Source organism: Neobacillus niacini (genome assembly GCF_048572935.1).
Classification (GTDB): domain Bacteria; phylum Bacillota; class Bacilli; order Bacillales; family Cytobacillaceae; genus Neobacillus; species Neobacillus niacini.
The window spans coordinates 3860216-3886007 of record NZ_CP183883.1; the positions used below are offsets into that span (position 1 = coordinate 3860216).

Consider the following 25792-nt stretch of genomic DNA (forward strand, 5'->3'; position numbering starts at 1 on the left):
ACTTTCCAGGAGGTAAATTTATGTCAAAAATTACGTTTATTGGAGCAGGAAGTACGGTTTTTGCAAAAAATGTACTTGGTGACTGCATGTATGTTCCCTCATTAACTGGGTTCGAGTTCGCATTATTTGATATAGACAAGGAACGCCTAGAAGACTCGGAAAATATGTTAAATAATTTAAAACAAAGCATACAGGCAAACATAGTAGTGAAAGCCTATTCGGACCGCAAAGAAGCATTACGAGGAGCAAAATACATTATTAACGCTATTCAAGTTGGCGGCTACAAACCAAGCACCGTAATAGATTTTGAAATCCCCAAAAAATATGGTCTTCGCCAAACTATTGCTGATACAATCGGGATTGGCGGAATCTTCCGTTCGCTTCGCACCATTCCGGTTATGTGGGATTTCGCCAAGGATATCGAAGAGGTTTGTCCGGATGCGCTGCTATTAAACTACACAAATCCGATGGCAACCTTAACAGGCGCCATGCTGCGCTATACAAATGTGAAAACCGTTGGACTATGCCACAGTGTACAAGTTTGCAGCGAGCACCTATTTAAAGAACTAGGAATGAATCATGAAGGAGTGGAAGAAAAAATCGCCGGTATCAACCATATGGCATGGCTCCTTGAAATCAAACGCGATGGCAAAGATTTATATCCAGAAATTAAACGCCGTGCGAGAGAAAAACAACTTACAAAACATCATGATATGGTCCGCTTCGAATTAATGGACAAATTCGGATACTACGTTACGGAATCATCAGAGCACAATGCCGAATACCATCCATATTTTATTAAACGGAATTATCCGGAATTAATTGAGAAATTCAATATCCCTCTTGATGAGTATCCTCGTCGATGTGTAGAGCAAATTGAACGCTGGGACAAAATGCGCGACGAGATGGTCAACAATGCCCAGCTTACCCATACCCGTTCTCACGAATATGGTTCCCGTATTATTGAGGCGATTGAGACGAACGTTCCATTTAAATTTGGCGGGAACATTTTAAATACGGGTCGCTTAATTAGCAATCTGCCGGAAAAAGCAGTTGTTGAAGTTTCATGCGTTGCTGACCGCAGCGGAATCACTCCTTGTTATGTTGGAGATCTTCCGGAACAGTTAGCAGCCCTTAACCGTACAAATATTAATACACAACTTTTAACCATTGAAGCAGCGGTAACGAAAAAGAGAGAACATATCTATCAGGCAGCAATGCTCGATCCTCATACGGCAGCGGAATTATCAATGGATGACATCATTTCGATGTGTGATGATTTAATTGAAGCACACGGTGATTGGATTCCAAAATTTGAATAATCCAAAACAAATTTCGTTTCTATAACAAATAGAGTATTACCCTCTTTACCTCCAATTTAAAAGAGTGACTAACTATTAAGTTGTCACTGACGTTACTCATAAGTTTCGCAAAAAAAGGGACAATACCTTTAAAAATAGGTACTGTCCCTTTTAATCAGGAATAATAACAGAAGATAGTATTATGAAAGCAGATACAAGATTTGAAGGTTTGATAGTATCCATTATGATATAAATGTGGAAAGATCCTCTAAATCATTTTCGTTCCGAAGTCATTAAAGCAAGCCATTAATTGAAGATGTCTCTCAACCAACAAATTGCTTTAATAACTGATTAAACTTGTCACGTTCTTCCCAGAAACAACCATGGCCGCTGTAATGAAATGGAACAAGTTGTGAATTTCTTATATTTTTATTAAGCTCATGAGCTTGTGCAAATGGAATAACTTTGTCGTGAACACCGTGAACAATTAAGGTAGGGACATGTATTTTTGGCAAATCTGCATAAAGCTTCTCATCTCTTAGTGTAATGATAATCGCAGCCGTTGACCAACCTGCTGCTTGTAACCCCAATTGAAAAAACCAATCAGCGAATGAGCTCGTTATATATTGAAAGAAAAAGGAGTCTGTTACTTCTTGCATCAACTTAGGACGGTCATTTAACGTTTGAGTTAGGAATTTAGTTGCCGTTTCTTTCGTAAAGCCTATAGGAGCTGCGGCGTCAACAAGGACTAGGTTGGATACTCCGAAACCATTGTGCCGGGACATATATCGAATCGCTATTGCTCCACCTGTGGAGTGACCTACAAGGGTGAAATTGTCTAATTGAAGTACACCAACTATTGCACGAATATCGTCTGCCAATTGATCGAAATTGTAACCACTAATTGGCTTATCCGACTTTCCGAAACCTCTCCAATCAATTCCGATACATCGGTATCCCATTATGGGGAGCACATCAAATTGATACTCAAACTGTTTATGGCTTAACGGCCAACCATGTAAAAACACGATCGTCTTATTTCCCTCTGGATGAATATCTTCTACATATAATCTTACGCCTGGTTCTACCGTAACATAGTATCCCACACCGATTCCCCCTACCATGGCTCTACCTACAAAATATTCATTAAGGATCATTAGGTGAATACCTATGGTTACAGTCATCGATTACTTATCACTCCTTAATGAAAGGAGCGAACCTTTTGGTCTATTTTTTTTACAATATCGTTTATATTTACATCGTCGGTATCTATGAACTGTTCAAAATAAATATCTTTAAATCCATCCATACACTTCCTCGTTTGCTTAAAGCACCAGTTACCTTCCATCTCTCCCCTTTTCCTAAGCCTTTCATGAATAGTTTCTTCATTGGCAGTTAAACAAAAATGATAAGTTTTTTCATCTATTTCTTTGAATCCAGTAAATATGTATTCGAAATAACCTTTATTAAAAATGGTCATTGGAACAATTAAATTCTTGTTATATGTTTTTTTCAAAAGACTGGCAACATTGACCACTAATACCTTCCATAGCTCAAAGTCTTGAAAATTATCAGTTCTTTCGAAAGGATGTGCAATATCCTCCGAAATGATATTGCGTAACATATAGCCAACTTCTTCAGGGTCAAAAATCATACTATTGTTTATGATTTTTTGTAATTCTTTAGCAACAGAAGTTTTTCCAACCCCATAGGCTCCATTAATCATTATTATCAAATATCTCCATCACCTAAAAACTTTCAAAAAAATTTAGTATTGGGTAGGAAAATCCCTTCCCGGAACTACAAGAAAAAAGACCGCAGCAGCGATCATCATCCATTGTTTTTCTATTTAGGTGCTATTTTTAAATCGAATTAATGAGATATCTTAAAAATAATATTTCCACCTCATTTAATCAAGTTATAAAAGTTGAACCTATTTCATTAGTGCTCTTATTGTTCAATGCTTGGACCTATGCCACTCGAATTTAATTCAAAAGGTTATAAATAAAATCCGAACTACCTGGAGTTAAAAGGAATAATGATGTAGCAATCAATGATATTCCACAAACAAACATATATATATTTTTCTTTACTGACCGAGAAACAACCAATTTAATAGTACCTACTACCAACAGAACGATCCCAATAAAAAGTAAGAACAAATAATAAAGTCCCAATCAAAGCACCATTCAATGGTTAAATTTCAAAGAATTACTCAGTCTCAATTACATAGTATTTATATGTATATAGATTATCTATGTATAAAAATAATAATGGATAAATTCAGTAAAGTAAATACTTTGAATATTTTTTTCATTTAACTGAAAGAAAAAGGGTAAGTATTCGTAACAAAACAATTACTCATGGTAGTTAAATCAGGCGAATTTGAACGGGTTGCATTAGATATGGGAGTAGCAGTTTTTGAAAAGGAATTTATCAAATAACATTTAGGATTTGAACAAATAATGAGATACATAAACTTATAACAAAGGTTATAAGCCAATTTATTTTTTTTGTTGTCCTTAAAAGTATATTTAGTACTGAACCGATTGCCATACAAAGTAAAAAAGAGACTAAGATCATAATAAATTCCAGAATTATCCCTCCTATTACTTGTATATTACCACAAATAACCAAATTGCTTTTTAATTTTTCTACAGGTAGATTAATTTATGTTTTTCAAAAGTAAAATGTATTTCAATTCGCTAAGGTTCCAACTTTTTAGGATAAATAAAAAAAAGGACTAAAATAATAGCCCTTCTTTGAATATCAAAATAAATATCCAAATTAACTTCAATTGTTTTTCGATTATCTTAGTCGATATTGTTTTTTATTACTGCTTTACAACTCTCATTTAATTGCTTGATTTTCAATTTTACAGACCCATTTGTAATAAAGTAAAACTGCGATTAACAAAACTGGATTAACGAGAAATGAATACCATGTGCGCCACCAATTATGCCGAAAATAGCCCCAAGGTTCAGGTAATAATGTAATGAGTTCATATAATGTTATAGCTATTACCCAGCTCAGTAAATAAAGTAATTGTTTGTATAACAACTGCTTAAATGGATACCAATTTAGAAATATGATATTAACTGGTGGAATTAATACAGTGAAAGCAGGAAGCACCCACCAATTTATTTCTTTAGTAAAGTACCAATAACCATGGTATTTAAAGTCTATATAGGTCTCCGTAACCGCCTGGAAAGCGATTGTAAACGTCCATATATGCAGCAATTGATTATTGTTTAGTCGTTTATTGGTTGTAAAAGCCACCAAATTAAAAAGAATAATGGCAGTAATAAATCCGATCATCGAAAAGAAAACATCCTTTTTACAATAGCTTTCCAACCACACCACTAATTATTCAGATATATTTTTAACTACACGATATGCCCCATTCTTCCTGAAATGCCTCCGAATGCTATGTTAAATGGCATATTTTATTGAAGTAAAGCACCAAACATCTTATTCTTCATCCTCACTTTATACTACTGGATATAAACATTGAGGCATCTTGATTCATAAAGATTCGATTTCCATGGTAGAATGTCTTAATTTCAGTCGATTTAAATCCAACTTCGGATAATATTTTTTTCAGATCTTCATGCGAAAAACCGTTATGAACCTGCGGATGATTTATTTTATCGTTTTTATCAAAATCAATAACAAGGAGCTTGCCGCCATTATTTAAAATGTAGAACAACTCTTGTAATATCTTTTTAGTATCTGGAATATGAAGAAGGACTAGTGACATTAAAACTATATCTGCCTTAAGTTCTGGAGTTTCTAGAGTAAAATCTGAGTAAAGTACATTTGAATTGGTAATTCCTTTGTGAGCAATTTTAGCTTTCGCAACCTCCAACATTTGTTGTGATGAATCTACCAACAAAATAGAATCCACTAAATCTGATAATTCTAAACTAATTAAGCCAGTACCACTCCCATAGTCGATTAAGGATTTTGATTTACTATAGCGTAATTCTGGTTTTACCTTCTCAATTATAACCTTAGCTAATTCAATTCTTTCTTCTGTATCATACCTGTTTGCCATCTGCTCAAAAACGTTATTTTCCATATTCTACTCCCTATTGTAAATATCAAAACTACATAGTAGAAATTCTTGTTTCATTTAACTTCACTGGGTTAAATTACGTTGTTTTATGAAATTTTTGATCCCCGTAATAATACCGATGATGAAATAGAGTATTCCATTGCCCACGATAATTATACCTATAAAAGCAGCTCCAAAGGCTGCTCCCACCCCGTCACCACCCATACTGTGGTCAACCTTTACGAAAACCGAGCCTGATATAAAAGCAATGATCGGTCATAGTATTCCAATGATTAACCCAGATCTCCATAAAGGCATTTTTCCTTTCTTATATAAATGAATAGCAAAGAAATTTAAAAGTAATAGACTCGCTATTAATATGCTCCAGATTGCTCCATCGCCACTCATGTAATTATCTCCTTTAGATAGTTTTTTATTTTTCAGTGAAGCTACCTATGGAAAGATTAGTATAGGGATATTAAGTATGGATTGGTAAATAAATTTCGACTTCTTCCTCGCCATTATCAATTGGATGATAGGTTTCAATAATATAAGATTCTAGATTCCTTTTATGCCCTTGGTCTTCTGACCATTTCAATAAATAATTATGTAGGTTTCCAAGATCTTTCATGCTCCCCCTAGTCGTTACATAATGTTGTTCTGTTTCTGTATAAACCATCCCTATTGGCACATCTGTTAAAGGTTCTTGAACTATCACCCCTACTACATAACTACCTTCCAGATGGTTTTCATCCTTTTTGGGCTCAAAAAGGGCTATTTCAGTAATAGAACGAATTTCCAATTCGTCTAACCGATTAAGGATTTTTTGGGCGAGTTTTGGAACATCCGTACCAAAATCAATAAAAGGTCCACTTCCTTTTAACCCTACCATTCTAAAATTCCTCTTCACCTTTTTAAATTCCATCTCATTTCCCCCAATCTTTACTAGGTATTTACTTTCATTCTCCCTCACCCCTAATATTTCCTTCTATTGGCACTGTGTTTTTATCAACAAAACTCCCTTCAGCACAATAAGAAAAAGCTGTCCCAACGACAGCCCTCTTCCCTAACTCTCCCACCCATTAATGCAACGAGTTATAATTTTCATTTTACTTTTTGGCTATGTTAAATAAGGCTGTTTGATTAACCCTCTAGTAACCAGCGAAGTAAGATAAGCGGAGAATTTCCGGCTAAATGCAGAATGGAGCCTATTTCAGGGTTAATAAGGGGAGGTTTTCCGGTTAAGCAAAGCAATCTTATCCGTTTTCACGTATTTCGGGTCAATAGGCGGAATCTCTCCGTCTATATAGGTTACTTTTATGAGTTATTACTAGTTAAGCGAGATTTTTCCGTCTAACTAGATTCTTAAAATTAATAACAACATGACTCGCAACAAAAAAGTAATTTATTTGATAGTTTTGTCCCAAATAAAAATACTTTTTTTGGTCACAATAGCACCCATTTTAATAAATTTATACGTTTGTCCTTCACGGGCTTTTCCCTGATTACATACACTATAACGTATTGAAAGAAAACATGATAGGATACGTAAATTTTAATATTTTCTAACGAATCTACTTGCTACTCTACTAACTATAAAAAATAAAGAAGGTGATTTTTTTGGAAGGAAATAATAAATTTCTTGAAGAAAGTAGTGACTCTGGATACACAGAAAGTAGTGATACTGAATGTACTGAAAATTTGGTAGATCCATCAATACCGGCTACCATACCGAAATTTGTTGATGAACTTCCCATTCCAAAGGTTCTACAGCCAGTCTCACAAGGGAATGATTATGATTATTATGAAGTTGAAATGAAGCCTGCTAAGCATAAATTTCATAGAGACTTTGGAGAAGCATTGATCTATGGCTATAACGGTATGTATCCTGGACCTACTTTTGAAACCATGAAAGGCCATCCCGTTCGAGTAAAATGGATTAATAATCTGCCATTTAAACACTTTTTACCAGTAGATAAAACGTTGGAGGATGCGATTGATAGCCCTGAGGTCCGGACGGTCGTGCATCTCCATGGTGCCAATGTAGCCCCTGACAGCGATGGCCACCCTGAAGCCTGGTTTACCCGCAATTTCGAATATACAGGTGCAAAATATTGCAGGAGAGTCTATGAGTATCCAAATCAACAACAGGCAACCACACTCTGGTATCATGACCACGCAATGGGTGTTACAAGACTTAATCTTTATGCTGGCCTGGCAGGATTCTATCTCATTCACGATTTCAATGAGCAGAGCCTTGACCTTCCAAAGGGGAAATATGATATACCTCTCATGATACAAGATAAAAGCTTTAAACCTGATGGCTCTCTATTTTATCCGGAAAATTTAACACCTAGAAATCCATTTGTCCATCCTTCTGTCGTACGAGCATTTATTGGGAATACGATGGTGGTCAACGGCAAGGTATGGCCATATCTTAATGTTGAACCAAGAAAGTATCGCTTTAGAATGGTAAATGCGTCAAATTCAAACGGTTTTACGTTTAAACTTTCAAATGGACAAGCCTTTTGGCAGCTAGGCACTGATGGCGGGTTGATAAGTGTATCTAAGCCAATAGAAAAATTCCCTCTCGATCCTGCTGAACGTATAGATGTTATCATTGATTTTTCTGGTTTAGAAGGTCAGATTATCACTCTTCAAACAGAAGAATTAGATCTTCAGGGGAATCCAGAAATCCATAAAAGAGAGGTTATGCAGTTTAGAGTAGGCAGTAAAGGCGGAGATACTATTACATTGCCTCAGAACCTTCGTCGATTTGATAAATTGGAAGAATCAAAGGCAATAAAAACAAGAAGAATTGTTATGACCCAAGAGACAGATGAGTTTGGAAGGGTTAAGTTAACGTTAAATAACCTTGAGTTTAGTGATCCTGCTACAGAATTTCCTGAGTACGATACCATCGAAATTTGGGAATTCGCAAACCCTGTATTTAATCCTAATAGTCCCATTGGTATTCCTCCAAACATTTCTCACCCTATTCATCTTCATCTTGCTCAATTCCAGGTACTCAGCCGACAGCAATTTAATGTAACCACGTTTAATGCCAATCAATGGATTACTAACGGCACAGGCATAGATTTTGGAACGAACCCAGTCCTTGCCCCAGACCCAAGTGAAATAGGGTGGAAAGATACGGTAAGAGTGGAAGCTGGTCAAGTGACGAGAATAATTGTCCACTTTAAAAATTACACAGGAGAATATGTATGGCATTGCCACATTCTTGAACATGAGGATTACGAAATGATGAGACCTTTGATTGTGATTAAAAAGTATGTTGATTAGTTCTTACAAAGGAAGGCGTAAAATCTATTCCGATCAATAAAAGGCAAATGTTGTGCATGGAAGTGAGTATAGGAATGTATCACCTATACTCACTTCTGTTTTTATGTGTATCTGGACCGTAAAAACCTTATCCCTTTTGGGTAAATTCAATGTACAGGCTGTCACCTTCTGCATACTATGCTTACAACTATGATGATAAGAAGAATTTAGGGTGCCAGTGTATTTTTACCTTTACTCATGTTTCCGAAGGCCTCCATCATTATCTTCACTAAACACTCCTTTATAACTTACGGTAATCATCGATACATCTCTTTCGTTTTTCCATAAAGTAATTCATTTCATACACAGCTGTTATTAGCTGAAAAAGGGGGAACTATTTTCAAATGAAATTTCCAAATGGTACAGATTTAAGTGGTTTAAATCGGAACCAGGTTATTAATCTTCTTTTAGCCTCGATTGGCTTTGAAGAGCTCGCTCTAGGTTACTTGGTTAAATCTGAAGCTGATTTGCTTCAAATGGCATTAGGGAAACTGCCTGTCAACGGTAGTGGAAACGATGGTCCAATGGTCAAATCAATTAATGATCTGTTGCGCCTCAATCGCAGTATTAACAACACATTGCAAACCATCACAAATAAAGAGAGACTGCTTTTATTAAAACTGAGAGAAGTTGCTGATTTAATTGGGAATGTCCCAGCGTTAGAAAATTTATGCTTTGCCACGGCTGCAACTGGGGAGGCGGTTGTGGAAGCTGCCTATATAAATGAAGAAAAGATTGGCTTTAATGTGACTGTAAATCAAATTGATCTTTTTATAGGCGAGAATTGTACAACGGAAAATGATAGAATCCAGTTGCGCTTTTCACATGAAGCTTGTCCATTTGCATCCATTACCTTAGTTGAAAACACAGCAAACATTTTCTGCAACTCCGCTTTTAACACCGCTTTAATTAGCGCTTCAGTGAATGTCGATGCTTCCAACAATCAGTTGGACGGCGAATATAACGCAGTCATTTCCTTGAATGAGAATGGGAATATGACGATTTTCTTAGAAAATGAACAAAACCGCCTTCTTTTTAAAATTACGGGTGCAGTTGTCGATGTGGAAGAGTGCCAAGATGAGGGTCTTGAACCTGCAAACAATTGCGCGTGTTCCGTAACGATCTCAACAAATCAAAATACTGTCATTACAGTCACGGGGGAAAATGTGTTTTTTCCAGCGACAATATCTAATCTTTATATTGATGTTCCGTGTAATTGTGATGCTGCGAATAGTACGATGTCCGTCGTTATTAGGGAGGACTTTATACAGATTCTTATTCCAGGAGAGTTTGAAGACGGAACCATTTCTACGGTATGTGATGTAAATGAAGCAGTGATTCAAGCGGGAGTTATACTTGGCGGAGTTTTTTATCGTGTATATATTTTAGCCAATCGTGATGGAACAGTAACAGCAACCTTTGAAGGATCATCTACCTTTACAATCACACTTACTGGAGCCAATGTTGCGATTAGTGGTTGTTAGCAGGTGCCTGGTACTACCAACAATTTGTCGATACCTTCTTCTCGACGTTATTCGGTGGTACCAGGCACTTTTATTGATCCAAAAGAAAAACGTTCCTTTTTTAACCAAGAAACGGTCAAACAGACTTTTAAAAATTAGTCACCAGCTTTATCAAAGCTTTTTTCCTGGTGATGATTATCATGAACCTCCAATTTTACCTTTCAAATAAATAAGTCAAGAACACCAACGTGGGCGCTCCCATTATTTTATTGTTTTTTCAATTCATTAACTATTTCGTTAATGCGTTTTTCTACTTCATAAAGGTTCTGTTGCATCCGCTCACGCCGGCTGGTTAAGACCTGCAATTCCTTTTTTAATTCCTCTGTTTTGCTCATAATTTCCTCCCTGCTGATGATTAGGATATATGATTAGTATGCTAGAAGCCGCCGTCCTCAGACACGGAAGAAAATGTCTGCTTTATTGGCAGACATTCTTGGGAACTGCTTCTTTAGCTTAATAAGAACTGCTGTTGGCCATTTCGTCAATCCGGTCAATAATTCCTATAAAAAGATAAATTGATACGCCAAAATCCTCAGTGTTTTTACCCTTTTGTACTCCTGCCTCTTACCTATCCCTTTTTCCCTCATATACTGCTAGTACAACTTAAAAAATATTGTTCCATAGGAAAAGGAGGAACGAAATGCATTTTATGTTAACGAAGTTTGTGGATGCCCTGCCTCTCCCTTCAGTGATACAACCTGTTGGACATCGTAATGGAATTCCATATTATGAGGTAACGATGAAGCAGGTGAAACAACAGCTACACAGAGACTTACCGCCAACAACTGTTTGGGGGTACAATGGGACCTATCCTGGTCCAACCTTTGAAACAAGACGAGACCATCCAATCATGGTTAAATGGATAAACGAGCTTCCCTTTGAACATCTATTACCTGTTGACCGTACGATTGAAGGGGCAGAACCAAACCAGCCTTCCGTTCGAACGGTTGTGCATCTACATGGAGGACGGGTACGTCCAGAAAATGATGGATTTCCAGAGGCTTGGTTCACACGTAATTTTGAAAAAAGAGGCCCCAAATTCCTGCACGAAGTATATTATTATCCCAACTGTCAACGCTCAGCTCCGCTTTGGTACCATGACCATGCCTTAGGGATCACAAGGCTGAATGTATACGCAGGTCTTGCTGGATTATATTTTATTCGCGATTCACAAGAAGAAAGCTTGAATCTTCCGAGTGGCAAGTTTGAAATTCCTTTGGTCATTCAAGACCGTTCATTTTACCCGAATGGGGAGTTATTCTATCCGTCACAGCCTGATCCAGTACCCTCTCCAACACCAGAAGTACCATTTTTCCCAAACCCCTCTATTGTACCGGAATTTTTCGGAGACACCATCTTGGTGAATGGTAAAGTCTGGCCATTCCTTGAAGTTGAACCTCGTAAATATCGTTTTAGGATTTACAATGGATCTAATTCAAGGTTCTATAAAATCCGCTTAAGCTCTGGCCAGACATTTATCCAAATTGGTTCAGAAGGTGGTTTATTTGATCAGCCTGTAGAAATGGAAGAGATTCTCCTTGCCCCTGCGGAAAGGGCTGATGTAATTGTTGACTTTTCAAAACACAAAGGCGAAAGAATGGTTATGACCAATAGTGCTAACTCACCTTTCCCATTTGGGACCCCACCTACACAAGATACAGCCCAGATTATGGAATTTCGAGTTAAAAAACATCTTTCCCATCAAGATAAGAGCGTAATCCCAACTACATTAAGCTGTTTAGAACGATTGAACCCTGATAAAGCTGCTGTGACACGCACTAATACGTTGGATGAATCAGTGGATCAATTTGGACGTCTGCTTCTTTTACTAAACAATATGGGTTGGAGCGACTTACCTATTACAGAAACACCTAAAAACGGGACCATTGAAATATGGCAATTATTTAATAGAACGCTTGACACACATCCTATTCACTTGCATCTTGTTCAATTTCAGATCCTTGATCGGGCACCTTTCACGGGAGATCCTTTGGATCCTGACAATCCAACCAATCCACTTATTATTGGTCCTTCTGTTCCTCCTGATAAAAATGAAAGAGGCTGGAAGGACACCGTACGTGCTAACCCAGGTGAAGTCACCCGAATCATCGCACGATTTGGACCGTTTACTGGAATCTATCCATGGCATTGCCATATCCTTGAACACGAGGACCACGATATGATGCGACCGTATGAAGTTCTCCAAAACCACGATTTTGACCCATGCATCCCGATCCCAGACGTATGCCCAGAGGATTCATTTACCCAGTGCTGTGATGGAGACCACGAACATTGTGGGTGTAAAGAAGAACACGACCATGATGAGTCAAGTTCGCAGGATGAATCCAGTTCTCACCTCTAAGGAAATGGTAAAAAGAAAGACTAGCTGAAAATCAGAGCTAGTCTTTTAATATTTTTTCTATTTCATTCACAATGAAATGTCCCTGCTGCAAAGCCAATTGAAAGAAACACTTTGTTCTTATTAATTTACAATCTTTGATATAATAACTAGAATGTTCAATATGGAATAAAGATAAAAGGAGTTTATATGATGATTCATGTATTATTTGTTTGTTTGGGTAACATTTGCCGTTCACCTATGGCCGAGGGAGTGTTTCGTAACCTATTAAAACAAGAAAATTTGTCGAGTAAAGTCAGCGTCGATTCCGCTGCAACCAGCTCTTGGCATATAGGTTCTCCTCCCCACAGAGGAACGCTTGGCATCTTAAAAAAATACAACATTTCCGCAGAAGGTCTTGTTGGACGCCAATTAACAAAAGAGGACTTTGAAAAATTCGACTATATCATTGGGATGGATGAGAGCAATATCAACAACATTTTCGAAATCACCGGTAAACCGCAACATCCAAAAATCATCCGTCTGCTCGATTTAACGGACCATAACAAAGATGTTCCTGATCCTTATTACACAGGAGATTTTGAAGAAACCTATCAGTTGGTTACTGATGGCTGCCAGGCATTACTAGAAAAAATTCGTAAAGAACGGAGCTTAACCTAAAAAAATATCCCACAGCGGGATATTTTTTTAGCGTCGTTCCTTTAAATATTTTCGCATTTCTCTAATAACGTCTCTGTCTGTTCGATTAGCGTGATCATTTTATTCCAGGAATTTTGCGTATTAAGATCCTGCGAGTGGGCTAGATTATTGCGAAGGTTTTCTAATTTCTTGAAGAAATCTTTCCCTTTGCTTTTTGAATCAATCCCCAAAAGCTCACGTAAAGGCTGTTCGTTTAATACGATGTCCCTTTTATCACACAGCTGCAAGCAATCACTGAGTTCAATGCCTTCATTTCGCGCTTTCCGTTGTAAAAATAAATCCTCGGCCAGTTGAATTCTTTTTTCACTTAGGTGCTTCTTCCAGTTAACCTCTTTAAAATAATCACGAATGATTTGATATAAATGCATTTCTACCAACGAAATAATACCGAACAAAAGCATCCGAATCGGTGGTTTCTGGAGATCCGCTAGTGTTACGACTTTGGTAATACGGTTCCCTTCAATAACGAAAAGTCTTTCAGTATTTTTAAAAATAAAAAGTGTTTGAAGCAGCGGTGTGGAATCAGAAACAAGATCAGATGGGCTAAAACTGCTGAAATATTCCTTGCAGCTCCCCTCCCTCAAATCCTCTCTAAGTACATATCCAATCACCATACCATTCTCTTCGACTCCGATTACGTCATAATCTTTTGAAGTCATCTGCTCCTTAACCTGTTGGGCCGGATCCCCTATATTGCAGGTAGCTAAAACCTCTGAAATACTATTAACAGTTATATTTTTTTCAAATAAAGAACGAAGACTTTTGTAAGTACTGACATGATCGCGCTGTTGTACTGGGATGAATGGCATAGGAACTCCCTTCTACTTTTACATCACATAATAAAAATTTTTAACAATCTATTTTGAAATTCCAACTATCTGTTCATATGTTCATAGATGATCTGTAAAAAAGTTGATTTAATCTTCGGGTATAACTGGGGACTATACTTTTCTAGGCGAGATACTTTAAAAGTTGTACTCTCCCTACTTTAATTATATCACATAAAAAAAGGGCGATATAGACTGTTTATTCTCAAATATCCCTGCTAAAATGCAATAGTACTTACATGTTATGGGTTAAGGAATTACCATTCCTTTTACCTTAAATGATCCATTAGGAGAGATGTAGAATGAGTTCGTTGGTTCTCAGTTTTCGGGAAATGGAAAAAACACAGCTTTCGCTTGTTGGCGGAAAAGGATTGAATTTAGGGGAGTTATCGAAAATTCCAGGAATACAAGTACCTGAAGGATTTTGTGTGACAACAGCAGGATATCAGAAAGCCATCGGACAAAACGAAACGTTTCAAGCATTGCTAGAGCAACTAAACAGGCTAACTGTTGACCATCGAAATGAAATTAGTATCATCTGCAGGAAGATTCGACAACTTCTTTTAAAAATAGAAATTCCTGTTGATGTGGTTAAAGCAATTGCTCACTATCTCTCTCAGTTCGGCGAAGAACATGCTTATGCAGTGCGTTCCAGTGCGACTGCTGAAGATTTACCGTATGCCTCCTTTGCTGGTCAACAAGATACCTATCTAAATATCATCGGAAAAGAAGCCATCTTGCAGCATGTCAGCAAATGCTGGGCTTCCCTTTTTACAGATCGCGCTGTTATCTACCGTATGCAAAACGACTTTGACCACAAGCAGGTATTTATATCTGTTATCATTCAAAAAATGGTCTTTTCACAAGCTTCGGGAGTTTTATTTACCGCTGACCCTATTACCTCTAACAGAAGAATACTATCGATCGACGCCAGTTTTGGACTTGGAGAGGCATTGGTCTCTGGTTTGGTTTCCCCCGATTATTATAAAGTACAGGAAAATAAGATCGTCGATAAAAGGATTGCGACAAAAAAGTTGGCGAGCTGTGGCGTAAACGAAGGCGGTACAGAGACGAAGCAGATTGATCTTGCTCAACAAAACACTCAAACCCTTACAGATCCACAAATTTTACAACTTGCACGGATTGGAAGACAGATTGAAGCTTATTTTGGCTGCCCACAGGATATCGAATGGTGTTTGGTTGATGATACCTTTTATATCGTTCAGAGTCGCCCAATCACCACCCTTTTCCCTATACCTGAACAACATGATCAAGAAAGTCACGTCTATATTTCTGTTGGTCATCAACAAATGATGACCGATCCTATAAAACCATTGGGACTGTCGTTTTACCTACTAACGACTCCTGCACCAATGCGGAAAGCCGGAGGAAGGTTGTTTGTGGATGTCACTCATCAACTGGCCTCACCTCTCAGTAGAAACATTTTATTAAATGCCATGGGACAACACGACCCGCTCATGAAAGACGCAATCATGAACCTCATGGAACGTGGAGATTTTATCGTATCGTTACCGGAAGATAAAAAGGCACCAGCTCCCACAAGAGGCAATACAGCTATGCTTGCTCAAATCGAAAACAATCCAACTATCGTTTCTGAACTGATTAAGCGTAATCAAACATCCATAGAAGAGTTAAAACAAAAGATACAAACGAAAACAGGATTGGATTTATTTGATACTATTCTAGAAGATATCCAGGAATTAAAAAAGTTGCTATTTGACCCCCAAAGTTCGGCTGTGATTCACGGTGGTATGAATGCTGCATCATGGATCAATGAACACATGAACAAGTGGTTAGGTGAAAAAAACGCAGCAGACACACTGTCTCTATCTGTACCGAACAATATTACCTCAGAAATGGGTCTCGCGTTATTGGATGTTGCAGATGTAATTCGTCCTTATCCAGAAGTTATTAAATATTTACAGGATGTTAAAGATGATCAATTTTTGGATGAATTGGTTACATTAAATGGCGGGCAGGAAACTCGGAATGCAATAGTAGCTTACCTCGATAAATACGGAATGCGATGTGCTGGAGAAATCGATTTGACCAATCCACGGTGGAGTGAAAAACCATCGATTCTTGTCCCCTTGATACTCAGTAACATTAAAAACGATGAGCCTAATGCCGGCACACGGAAATTTGAGCAAGGGCTGCAAGAGGCGTTGAAAAAAGAACAAGAGTTACTAGATCGATTAAAGCAACTACCGGATGGAAAACAAAAAGCCATTGAGACAAAACGAATGATTAGCCTGCTGCGGAATTTCATTGGCTATCGTGAATATCCAAAATACGGCATGATTAATCGCTATTTCGTTTATAAGCAGGCTTTACTGAAAGAGGCTGAACAGCTCGTAGAAGCTGAGCTTATACATGAAATAGAAGATATTTACTATCTTTCGTTTGAAGAACTTCATGAAGCTGTACGCACAAACAAACTGGATTACGCGGGTTGCTTGGTCGAGCAGCAAGCAGAGCTTGCGACCAGACAGATCATCAGCAAACGGAAAGCTGAATACAAATTTTACGAAAAACTAACTCCCCCGCGTGTGATTACGTCTGATGGTGAAATCCTTACAGGTAAGTACCATCGGGAAAATATCCCGGACAATGCAATTATAGGTTTGCCTGTTTCTTCCGGAGTTATCGAAGGCCGTGCACGTGTTATGCTAAATATGGCAGACGCGGATTTAGAGGAAGGAGACATCTTAGTCACCTCTTTTACAGACCCTGGCTGGACACCATTATTTGTATCGATTAAAGGTCTTGTTACCGAAGTTGGTGGCCTGATGACCCACGGAGCTGTAATCGCACGTGAATATGGATTACCCGCAGTGGTTGGTGTGGAAAATGCCACCAAACTGATAAAAGACGGGCAGCGAATTCGCGTTAATGGATCTGAGGGATATGTTGAAATACTTTAATGGTGGAATACGTATGGAAATAAACAATACACCGCTCTTATGGTAACAGAGCGGTGTTTCACTATGTTTTGTTTCAGTTTATTCCTACATTAAACTATACTTCTAATCTCTTAAAGCTTTACTTGCAATTTCTATCAGTTCACTGGATTCTTTCCCATGCATATCTTGTGCGATTGTTCTTAACGATTGTTCATAATTGGCAGCTTTTTCGGCTTGCTCCATTAACCATTTTAACTCTTTTGTCTGGAAATGGAATTGAGGAATACTATCATGTCTCCCCTTATCATCCATTTCTACAAATGTCTTTAATTGGCGATATCTTAACTTATCCAATTTATTCCCTCCCTTTGTGACTATTAGCACCTGGGATTTAAAGTACTAATAGATGGTACAATTTGATTAGATTATATTCATCAAATCATGAATATATTTTCAAATCGAATGGGAAAAGAAAAAAGAGTGCCTGTCACCATAAATGAAATGGTGACAGGCACTCTTTTTAAATTGATCAAATTGCACCTTATCTTTTAAACGTTATATAGTCAACGTTAATAGGTTCAAGGTCTGCTTTTCTTACTAGTTGATTGATCTGTCCTCGATGGTACTGACCATGAAGGGCAACATGGGTCAAGATGTCTCTTATGGAATGTTGGAACTCTGTTCCTTTACTATTTTTATAGGAAACTAGTTGATTTAAATCGGTCTTGGAAACCCTTGAAAGGAATTCAGCATAGTTATGATGATTTCGATTAACCATCTCCACACATAATTCTAAGCTAACCACTGCCCAGATTGGTAAATGTGAACGATTTGCACCTTTTAATCTAGTATACCAAACGTGTTCCGCATGAAGGATATGGGAGAAAAGATTATTCGCCTTTTTGTTCTCTTCACCGTTTTGTAAGGTTTCTAGAATTCTTTGATTAGCCCAATGTAAATGTTTAAACATAGATTGGATTGTTTCCAAGGAAGCCACACCATCCTTCTAGTTTATTTCTTTTAAGATGAGGTTGGATAAATTTTGGCAATGGCTCATGACGGTATCTACGACTACATCGGAAGCATATTCCAAATAGTGGACCATAAATTCTTTATTATTTGGGTGTAGAAAAGTGCCTATGAAATCAATTAGCAGATCGTTTACTAGCCTGCTATTGGAATAAACCAATTCAGCATGAGCTGCTTGCTCTTCTATAGTGGAACCTTTGTACACCATTTCTTTAAAATGAGGCATATTTTCAGCTAAGTAATTTGACTCGTTCACTTGCCGAGGAACATCCAACATCAGCTTGTGAAAAGTTTCTTGGGCAACAAAGGTTTCTTCTTCAATACAATGCTTTAAAAAAGATTTTGCATGGTTCGTATTTGCAAACAAAAAGGTCACGTTTCTAAGTAGTGTCTCTAAATAAGCTTCTTTGGAATCCACGCCTTGTTTTATCTCTTTTAATACTTGAATCATTCTTTGTGAAAGTTCATCTCTATTCCAATGGGGCTGGTTCATGACAGCGCTTAAAACACCTGCGGTTTGTTTGGATAATATTTCTTTAGACAATGGTTTTCTCTCCTATTTGACTGTATTTACCTCTTTAGAATATCATATCACCTTTTTCTAAAACAAAGCTATGATATTTGGAGATATGAATGAGGATTTATTCCTTTACAGACCGATCCTAAAAATTAGGAATGAAATTTTAAGAGCAATATTTTATACTTTACTAATAAAGGATGGTGATGACTATTATGGAAAAGATTGTAGTTTGTATTAGTAATCCTTATTATGCTGAAAAGCTAATTCAGAGAGGAAAAGTTTTGGCTGATGCGTTTAATGGAGAGTGTGTTGTACTAAACGTGCTAAAAGCACCTTTTGACGAATTGGATTACAATCAATTACAAACAAAGTTAATGTTTGAGAGCTTGGCCGATAAATATAATGTACAGCTTATGTCTGAGCCTTCTAAGTTTAAAAAAATTGCCTATCACATCGCTCAGTTTGCTGAAGAACAGAAGGCCACGCAAATTGTCATTGGGCAAGTGTCTCTTTCCAAACTCGAATTGATGTTGCAAGACTCATTAATAAACAACCTTCTCGAGAAACTTGAAGGCGTCGATTTGCACATTGTTGAAGTCAGTCGTCAAGTAAACGAAAGCGAAGAATATGACAGAGGAATAGCTGCGGAATTAATAAAAATTGCGGATGAATTTGAAATTTCTTTTAAAAGTGATCATAACCAAGAAGGAAAAAAAGGAATTTTTTATAAAATGAGTGCTTCTGACTTCTCAAACGGATTTTTTGTAATGAAACACGGAAATGAGCACCAAGTAATTAAAGTCTTACATGGAAAAGTTAAGAAAGAAGATATTGATCAAATTAGTAGTTAACGTAGTAGCGATAGTAGCGCTGCTTGTTCTTCTACTGGTCGGTGAGGAAAAGGATTATAGTACCCATAACATATACCTTTGTGTCAGGATGACTTTATCAATCTCACTTAAAATAAGGAAGAGATTTTCGCTTATTCCTTTTAAAACTGTTGGAGCCAATGCTGGATTTGAGAGGATGCTGCTTAAATTTGCAAGTAAATCATTTGCTCCAATATCGATGGTAATAAGTTCCGCATCAGAAATAGATCTTCGAAGACTAGCATACTAAAATCCTCGAATCCGAAAATAGGACCCGAGGATTTTAACGTAGTATCTCAAAATTCTAGTGAAACTTTATAATATTTTTCGGTACGGCTTATTTATTTAAAAACTTTTCCAATATATATCTCATCTCATCAGGGATTGGAGAACTTTTTTGTTTTTCAAAATCAAAGTGAACGATAACTGCTTCCCCGTATGCAAGAAGTTCTTCTCTGTCTTGATGGATAAACTCATGACTTAATGTAAAACTACTTCTTCCTATCTCTTTTAAAGATGATGTAACTACGATATTATCATTTACATAAATTTGTTGTTTATAGTCACAATGAGTAGAAACGAGAACAAACGGCCAACTATCCAAATTTGGAACAATTTCATTATCTAAAAGAAACACTACACGAGCTTGTTCTAGATAGATAAAATAACTCACACTGTTGATATGACCTAACGCATCCGATTCACAATATCTTGTGACTATTTCTGTACGATGTTGAATGGTAACTCCCCCCTTATTTATTGACCATATTTTTCTTCATCTCTTCAACTAAGATCGGAACACCCACTGTACAAGTATGAATCCCTAAAACGCTGACCAACTGGAATACTTCCATAATTTCTTCTTTTGTAGCACCATATTTTAAGGCATTCTTAATATGAATCCGTGTACCTGGATCATATAAATGTGTCGTTGCGACATCAATCGCGATATAAATGAACTCTTTAACTTTTGGTTCAAGTGTCCCTTTATTCCATGGCACGGATGAAAACTCAAGGTAAGCCTGAAAAAATTCATCATCTAAAAGTAAAAACTGATCCCATAGCTCTGACCAATACCCACGTGCTTCGATAAACTGTTCTTTTAACATTTTCTGTCTCTCTGTTAATTCCTCATTGAGTTCTACCCCGGCGTTTTTCAGCTCTTCAACTAAAATCGGAACACCAGAGGTACATGTATGAATTCCTAATACACTAGTTAACTCAAAAACTTCCATTATTTCTTCTGGCGTTGCCCCGTATCTGAAAGCATTTTGCATATGGGCTTGAATGCCAGGAGCATATAAATGTGTAGTAGAAGCGTCGATTGCCACGTATATTAACTCTCTTACCTTTGGATCAAGACTTCCTTTTTTCCAAGGGACAGCTGAGAATTTGATGTACGCTTCGAAAAAATCTTCGTTTAATCGTAACGTATCATCCCAAAACTCTGCCCAATATCCTCTTTCAGAGATGAATTTTTCCTTAAGTGCTTTTTGTCTTTCTGTTAATTGGTTCATATTATCACTCCTGTAATAGATTAACTCCAACAATCACTTGTTGAAATCGATGTGAAATTTTACAGATTTTTACCATGCCATATTTAACAAATTCATAATCTCTTCCTCGTCATGAACGGCCCTTGGGCTACTTGCTACTACTAGGTCTGCCATTGCATCGGCAGCGATAGCATTAAATTGTTCCTTTGAAATGTTAACTTCTCGTAAGCTAGTTGGTAAGTCTAACCTTGTAACCAAGTCTTCCACTAAGAATGAGGCCTGTTTTGCAAGCTCTTCTTCACTCTTACCAGCAGGATTGGCGCCCATTGCTTGTGCGATCATAGCTTGCTCCTGCACAGTTTCAGAAAGTGAATACCGCATAACATGTGGCAACATAATGCAGGAAGTAATTCCGTGTGCCACATTCCCATGTGCACCAATTTGGTGACCGATTCCGTGGCTTAATCCCATCATGACGTTTGTCACTCCAAAGAAAGACATCCATGCAGCTTGTTGACATTGTAATCGAGCAAATAAATCATGGGGATCTTCTTTACATTTTGGCAGATTTTCAGTCAATATTTTTATAGCTTCGATTGCCAAAGTGGTTGGTATTAATTGCTTTCCTTTTGAATATACAGTTTCAATTGCATGGTCTAATGCTCTTATTCCTGAAGCTAACCATAGCCAATCGGGTGTATCAACTGTAAATTCAGGGTCTAAAAATACTGTCACTGGCGTTAACTTATCATCAATAAATAATTCTTTTACTTTCCTTCCCTCATCCGTAATTCCAATAATGTTTGAAAATTCTGCTGCTGATAAGGTAGTTGGAATTGCAATATGTGGTATAACAGTATTTTTAATTGATGGGATTTCAACTTCTTTTCCGTACTCATATTTAACTGAATAATTCTTTAGCTGTTCTTTATCCGTTAAAGATTCTCCTAAAATTAAGCTGACAGCTTTAGTGGTATCAATCACTGTTCCTCCACCTAAACTAATAAGCAAATCTACGTTTTGATCATTTATCTTTGAAGCAATATCAAAAACTGATTGACTTAATGTGTGTTGTTTCGTTCCTGACACAACGGAAATCAACTTTTCACCTAATAGACCCTTCACTTTATGAACATAATTTGACTCCAATAAAGAATTACTACAAATAATTACAACTCTATTAGAACCCAACCGCTCAACTTCTAGAGACAATTTATCGATTATGCCCTCCCCATATAACACTTTTTGAATGGGTAAAAATCGATACTCTCCTGTGAAATTACTTTTAGACATTCTTCATACACCCCCTCAACTTTCGACTATCCGAAATAGACAGAAGACATCTCATCTGATTCCATCATGGATTTCAAGTAGTGGATGTCTCCCTTTCCAACAACCTTTCCACGTTCTAGAACGTACCCATAATCCGCAATCCGGATCGCAAGAGCTGCCATTTGTTCGGAAACAATAATGGTAACCCCCTGTGCCTTTAATTCCTCTAAATATTGATAAACTTGATCGACGACAATCGGTGCTAACCCTAAAGATGGTTCATCAAGCAGTAATAATTGCGGTTTAGATAGAATAGCCATAGAGATGATTAACAATTGCTGTTGTCCGCCACTTAGCGTTCCAGCAAGCTGCGACTTCTTTTCACCCAAGATTGGAAATCGTTCATAAACCTCGTTAATTTGGTTCAGCATATTTTTTTTATTTTCTTTTGAATTTCGAAAATAAAAACCTAATAGTAAATTGTCATGAACAGATTGATCCTTAAACAAGCGGCGTCCTTCCATGACATGGGCAATTCCTTGTTTCACTCTTTCCTCTACTGGTTTGGTATGGATGGCATTGTCTTTATAATAGATTTCACCTTGGTCAGGTATAATCAGCCCGCTAATGGCACTTAGCATCGTTGATTTTCCAGAACCATTTGCACCGATAATGGCAGTGATATTATTGGGTTCAATATCAATCGAAACACCTTGTAAGGCTTTAATTGGTCCGTAGTTCACATGAAGATCAGTCAATTTAAGCATGTTTAGCTACCCCCAGATAGGCTTCAATTACTTGTTTATTTTGTTTCATACCTTTCATATCACCGGTGTAGATTTCTTCTCCAGAATCTAAAACAACGACTCGATCAACTAAACTGGAGACAAAATCCATATGATGGTCGATTAACACAACTGGAATACCTTTGCTCTTCACATATCGAATAAGTTGAATTAACAACTTTAACTCTGTCTCAGAAAGGCCAGCTGCCGGTTCATCCAGCAAGAGAATTTTAGGCTCGGCTAGAATTGCTCTTGCTACTTCAACGATTCTTTGAATACCATATGGCAGATTACCTACTTGATCATCGGCGTATTGAGCAAGTTCTGACAAAACCATAATTTGGTCTACTTTTGCCAACATTTCTTGTTCTTCTGCGATACTTCTTTTTAAGTTCAGGGTACAAGAGAGAATCCCAGATTGATATAAGCGGTGATTTCCAAGCAGTAAATTTTCGCGAACTGTCATATTTGCGACATTATGGGGATCCTGGAATGTACGGATAATTCCTTTGGTTGCAATAAGATGACTTTGTTTATTCGTAATGTCATCATCTTCAAAAGAAATCGCTCCCGAAGTAATCGGATAGATGCCACTGATTAAATTGACGAGCGTACTTTTCCCTGAACCGTTAGGGCCAATTAAACCTAATATTTCGCCTCGATAGAGGTTAAAGGTTATTCCATTTAATGCTCGTAAACCAGAGAAGTCTTTAATAACGTTTGTTGTTGTTAGAATCGGTTGATGGCTTCTGTTTGCCTCCGAATCGTTAATTTCTCTTTTTGCCACTACAGTCATTGCAGGTGATGGAGACTTTTCCTTACTTTTAAGATTTTTATAAAGGCTGGTTCTTAATTTCAGTACTCCAGCAAAGCCTTGTGGAATAATTAAAAAGGAAACTACTAATAGCAAGGAATAGATCATCAATTGATATTCTTGGATAAATTGAAGCTTATTTGGGATAAAGGTAAGGAAACCTGCACCCAAAATTGGACCAATGATTGTCCCGAATCCTCCAAGAATTCCCATTACTAGAATTTCAATTGATTGCATCATTCCAAATGAATTCGTTCCGATATATCCCATTAAGTGCGCATACAAAGCCCCGGCAACCCCTGCCATCAATGCACTTACGGTATAAGCTAATTGTTTCACAAATTGCGGCGAGATCCCGATACTCGCTGCACTTAGTTCACTGCGGTGAACAGCTAAAAAAGATCTACCGATATAGGATTGAACAAAGTTTTTGAACATCCATAAAAAGAACACAACAATGACTAAAACAACCCAATAGTAATAAGCAAGACCCATTGGAATCCCTAATAGAGTGAATGTACCTAGCTGGGGAGATGGAATGCCGCTTAAACCCATTACACCTCCTGTGACAGAAGACCATTCTTTTGCCACCTCTTGTACAATGAATCCAAATCCTAGTGTCATCATCGCTAGATAAAACTCTTTCACACGACCAGCTGGGAAAGATAACAAATATCCGACTAATCCATTTAGCAGTGCCGCTAACAAAATCGTCACAACTAACGACAACCCGAATTTCGTCATGAAAATGGCTGATGTATAAGCACCAATGGCATAAAATGCAGCATGTCCTAGAGAGATTTGACCAGCAAAGCCACTCAGTAGGTTGATGCTTTGGGCAAGGAGAATATTAATGCCCCAGAAGATAAATAACTGAACATCATTAACAGCAAAGAAAAACGGGACTAAAGCAAATAATAAAAACAATGCCAGCTTTGTAAATCCATTATTCGAGATTCTTTTGAAAGTACTACTTTTCATACTTTCTGCACCACCTTCACTCCAAAGAATCCATCTGGTTTAAGAGCTAAAATAATAATTAAAATCAAAAATGCTACGCCATGCTCAGCAGAAGTAGAGATATAGCCACCAACTAATTTTTCAATCACTCCAAGCATGAGGCCGCCAAACAAAGCTCCTTTTGAACTTCCAATTCCGCCTAACACGGCCGCAACAAATCCTAAAACCATGATGTTCATTCCAAATTCTGGAGTAATCGTTCCATAGATGGGAGCAATAAGAATTCCAGCTACACCTGCTAATAAAGCACTAATCATAAAGGACAACGTCATGACCATCTTTGATTTAATCCCCATAACTCTCGCAAAGTTAGGATCAAAAGCAACTGCCTTCATTGCTTTACCCCAAATGGTTTTATTTATAATCACTTCCATTAATAGCATAATGACCAACGCCATCACTAAAACTAGTAAATATTGAGCCGATAATTGAATGCCAAAAATTGAAACATAATCTGTCGCTTGAAAGATGAATGGTGGAAATGCTAATGCTTGAGCCCCCCATATCTTTGAAGCCAAAGCCTGTAAAAACAAACCAAGCCCAAGTGTAGAGACAATCCAACCCATACTAGTTGGATATTTTAATAAAGGCCGTATCGAAAATCTTTCGAGTATATATCCTAAGAGAATAATGATTGAAAATCCTAAGGGTATGGAAACAATCCATGGCAATCCTTTCATTAAAAACGACAGCACGAGCATGGAACAAAACATAATAAATGGACCATGACCAAAGTTTACAACCTTTGTGGTCCAAAACGTGATATTAAAACCGTGAGCAATCAGTGAATACACGGCACCGACACATAATCCAGTAAAAATTAACTCTAATGCAAACTGTAAACTAGACACCGTAACGACCTCCTAACACAATTTCACTTCCAAATAAATCTAACTACTGGTTGAATGCTTACTATGCACCCAACCAGTATAGGATTCTATCAAACAATCATTAC

Annotated in this window: 24 protein-coding genes; 7 read left to right on the forward strand and 17 right to left on the reverse strand. The window is 37.4% G+C overall.

Annotated features, from left to right (window positions below):
* Window positions 1-20: 20 nt before the first annotated feature.
* Entirely contained in the window at window positions 21-1322 is a 1302-nt protein-coding gene (locus ACN6MT_RS19100) for an alpha-glucosidase/alpha-galactosidase (protein ID WP_419887546.1), read from the forward strand.
* A gap of 302 nt (window positions 1323-1624) precedes the next feature.
* On the opposite strand, the gene ACN6MT_RS19105 is transcribed toward ACN6MT_RS19100, so the two are convergent.
* The 6 genes from ACN6MT_RS19105 to ACN6MT_RS19130 form a co-directional block, all read right to left on the reverse strand.
* Window positions 1625-2407, reverse strand: coding sequence for an alpha/beta fold hydrolase (locus ACN6MT_RS19105; RefSeq protein WP_419956483.1), 783 nt, complete (start codon window positions 2405-2407; stop codon window positions 1625-1627).
* Between the two features lie 95 nt (window positions 2408-2502).
* Complete coding sequence (locus tag ACN6MT_RS19110) at window positions 2503-3027, reverse strand: AAA family ATPase (RefSeq protein ID WP_235847130.1); 525 nt, start codon at window positions 3025-3027, stop codon at window positions 2503-2505.
* Window positions 3028-4151: 1124 nt separating this feature from the next.
* Window positions 4152-4619, reverse strand: a complete 468-nt coding sequence (locus ACN6MT_RS19115; RefSeq protein WP_419887547.1) for a hypothetical protein — start codon at window positions 4617-4619, stop codon at window positions 4152-4154.
* A gap of 166 nt (window positions 4620-4785) precedes the next feature.
* Window positions 4786-5382 (reverse strand): class I SAM-dependent methyltransferase, encoded by a 597-nt coding sequence (locus ACN6MT_RS19120; RefSeq protein ID WP_419887548.1) that lies wholly within the window; start codon window positions 5380-5382, stop codon window positions 4786-4788.
* A gap of 252 nt (window positions 5383-5634) precedes the next feature.
* Window positions 5635-5766, reverse strand: coding sequence for a hypothetical protein (locus ACN6MT_RS19125; RefSeq protein ID WP_419887549.1), 132 nt, complete (start codon window positions 5764-5766; stop codon window positions 5635-5637).
* 70 nt (window positions 5767-5836) lie between these two features.
* On the reverse strand, window positions 5837-6283 hold the full coding sequence (locus tag ACN6MT_RS19130; protein WP_419887550.1) for a GyrI-like domain-containing protein: 447 nt from the start codon (window positions 6281-6283) through the stop codon (window positions 5837-5839).
* A 695-nt stretch (window positions 6284-6978) separates the two neighbouring features.
* Between ACN6MT_RS19130 and ACN6MT_RS19135 the strand changes: the two genes are divergently transcribed.
* Window positions 6979-8661 carry a multicopper oxidase family protein gene (locus tag ACN6MT_RS19135; RefSeq protein ID WP_419887551.1) on the forward strand — a complete coding sequence of 561 codons (1683 nt, stop codon included), beginning with the start codon at window positions 6979-6981 and terminating at the stop codon, window positions 8659-8661.
* A gap of 383 nt (window positions 8662-9044) precedes the next feature.
* Window positions 9045-10184: a hypothetical protein gene (locus ACN6MT_RS19140; protein ID WP_419887552.1), complete on the forward strand. Its 1140-nt coding sequence runs from the start codon at window positions 9045-9047 to the stop codon at window positions 10182-10184.
* Window positions 10185-10429: 245 nt separating this feature from the next.
* Here ACN6MT_RS19140 and ACN6MT_RS19145 read toward each other — a convergent pair whose 3' ends face one another.
* On the reverse strand, window positions 10430-10558 hold the full coding sequence (locus tag ACN6MT_RS19145) for a hypothetical protein (protein WP_268875075.1): 129 nt from the start codon (window positions 10556-10558) through the stop codon (window positions 10430-10432).
* A gap of 305 nt (window positions 10559-10863) precedes the next feature.
* Here ACN6MT_RS19145 and ACN6MT_RS19150 point away from each other — a divergent pair, with 305 nt between their 5' ends.
* Together ACN6MT_RS19150 and ACN6MT_RS19155 are read left to right on the forward strand one after the other, a co-directional pair.
* Complete coding sequence (locus tag ACN6MT_RS19150) at window positions 10864-12585, forward strand: multicopper oxidase family protein (RefSeq protein ID WP_419887553.1); 1722 nt, start codon at window positions 10864-10866, stop codon at window positions 12583-12585.
* A 189-nt stretch (window positions 12586-12774) separates the two neighbouring features.
* The gene (locus ACN6MT_RS19155; RefSeq protein WP_419956484.1) at window positions 12775-13242 is read left to right on the forward strand and encodes a low molecular weight protein-tyrosine-phosphatase; all 468 of its coding nucleotides are present in this window, start codon (window positions 12775-12777) and stop codon (window positions 13240-13242) included.
* Window positions 13243-13283: 41 nt separating this feature from the next.
* Here the strand turns inward: ACN6MT_RS19155 and ACN6MT_RS19160 are convergent, their stop codons facing one another.
* On the reverse strand, window positions 13284-14090 hold the full coding sequence (locus ACN6MT_RS19160; RefSeq protein ID WP_419887554.1) for a hypothetical protein: 807 nt from the start codon (window positions 14088-14090) through the stop codon (window positions 13284-13286).
* A 320-nt stretch (window positions 14091-14410) separates the two neighbouring features.
* Here ACN6MT_RS19160 and ppsA point away from each other — a divergent pair, with 320 nt between their 5' ends.
* Window positions 14411-17053, forward strand: a complete 2643-nt coding sequence (ppsA, locus tag ACN6MT_RS19165) for a phosphoenolpyruvate synthase (RefSeq protein ID WP_419887555.1) — start codon at window positions 14411-14413, stop codon at window positions 17051-17053.
* Between the two features lie 102 nt (window positions 17054-17155).
* Here ppsA and ACN6MT_RS19170 read toward each other — a convergent pair whose 3' ends face one another.
* The 3 genes from ACN6MT_RS19170 to ACN6MT_RS19180 form a co-directional block, all read right to left on the reverse strand.
* A complete protein-coding gene (locus ACN6MT_RS19170) occupies window positions 17156-17386 on the reverse strand; it encodes a hypothetical protein (RefSeq protein WP_419887556.1) in 231 nt (76 codons plus the stop codon).
* Between the two features lie 187 nt (window positions 17387-17573).
* Window positions 17574-18020, reverse strand: coding sequence for a DinB family protein (locus ACN6MT_RS19175; protein WP_419887557.1), 447 nt, complete (start codon window positions 18018-18020; stop codon window positions 17574-17576).
* Between the two features lie 18 nt (window positions 18021-18038).
* Entirely contained in the window at window positions 18039-18605 is a 567-nt protein-coding gene (locus ACN6MT_RS19180; RefSeq protein ID WP_419887558.1) for a hypothetical protein, read from the reverse strand.
* 188 nt (window positions 18606-18793) lie between these two features.
* Here ACN6MT_RS19180 and ACN6MT_RS19185 point away from each other — a divergent pair, with 188 nt between their 5' ends.
* Window positions 18794-19432 (forward strand): histidine kinase, encoded by a 639-nt coding sequence (locus ACN6MT_RS19185; RefSeq protein WP_419887559.1) that lies wholly within the window; start codon window positions 18794-18796, stop codon window positions 19430-19432.
* 355 nt (window positions 19433-19787) lie between these two features.
* On the opposite strand, the gene ACN6MT_RS19190 is transcribed toward ACN6MT_RS19185, so the two are convergent.
* The 6 genes from ACN6MT_RS19190 to ACN6MT_RS19215 form a co-directional block, all read right to left on the reverse strand.
* Entirely contained in the window at window positions 19788-20123 is a 336-nt protein-coding gene (locus tag ACN6MT_RS19190; RefSeq protein ID WP_419887560.1) for an acyl-CoA thioesterase, read from the reverse strand.
* A gap of 79 nt (window positions 20124-20202) precedes the next feature.
* Window positions 20203-20967 carry a carboxymuconolactone decarboxylase family protein gene (locus ACN6MT_RS19195; protein WP_419887561.1) on the reverse strand — a complete coding sequence of 255 codons (765 nt, stop codon included), beginning with the start codon at window positions 20965-20967 and terminating at the stop codon, window positions 20203-20205.
* A gap of 69 nt (window positions 20968-21036) precedes the next feature.
* The gene (locus ACN6MT_RS19200; protein WP_419887562.1) at window positions 21037-22239 is read right to left on the reverse strand and encodes an iron-containing alcohol dehydrogenase; all 1203 of its coding nucleotides are present in this window, start codon (window positions 22237-22239) and stop codon (window positions 21037-21039) included.
* Between the two features lie 26 nt (window positions 22240-22265).
* Entirely contained in the window at window positions 22266-22985 is a 720-nt protein-coding gene (locus ACN6MT_RS19205; protein WP_419887563.1) for an ABC transporter ATP-binding protein, read from the reverse strand.
* Window positions 22978-24798: an ATP-binding cassette domain-containing protein gene (locus ACN6MT_RS19210; protein ID WP_419887564.1), complete on the reverse strand. Its 1821-nt coding sequence runs from the start codon at window positions 24796-24798 to the stop codon at window positions 22978-22980. The genes ACN6MT_RS19205 and ACN6MT_RS19210 overlap by 8 nt, the downstream gene beginning before the upstream one ends.
* Window positions 24795-25688 carry a branched-chain amino acid ABC transporter permease gene (locus tag ACN6MT_RS19215; protein WP_063253323.1) on the reverse strand — a complete coding sequence of 298 codons (894 nt, stop codon included), beginning with the start codon at window positions 25686-25688 and terminating at the stop codon, window positions 24795-24797. Before ACN6MT_RS19215 ends, ACN6MT_RS19210 begins: the two co-directional genes overlap by 4 nt.
* Between the last annotated feature and the right edge of the window lie 104 nt (window positions 25689-25792).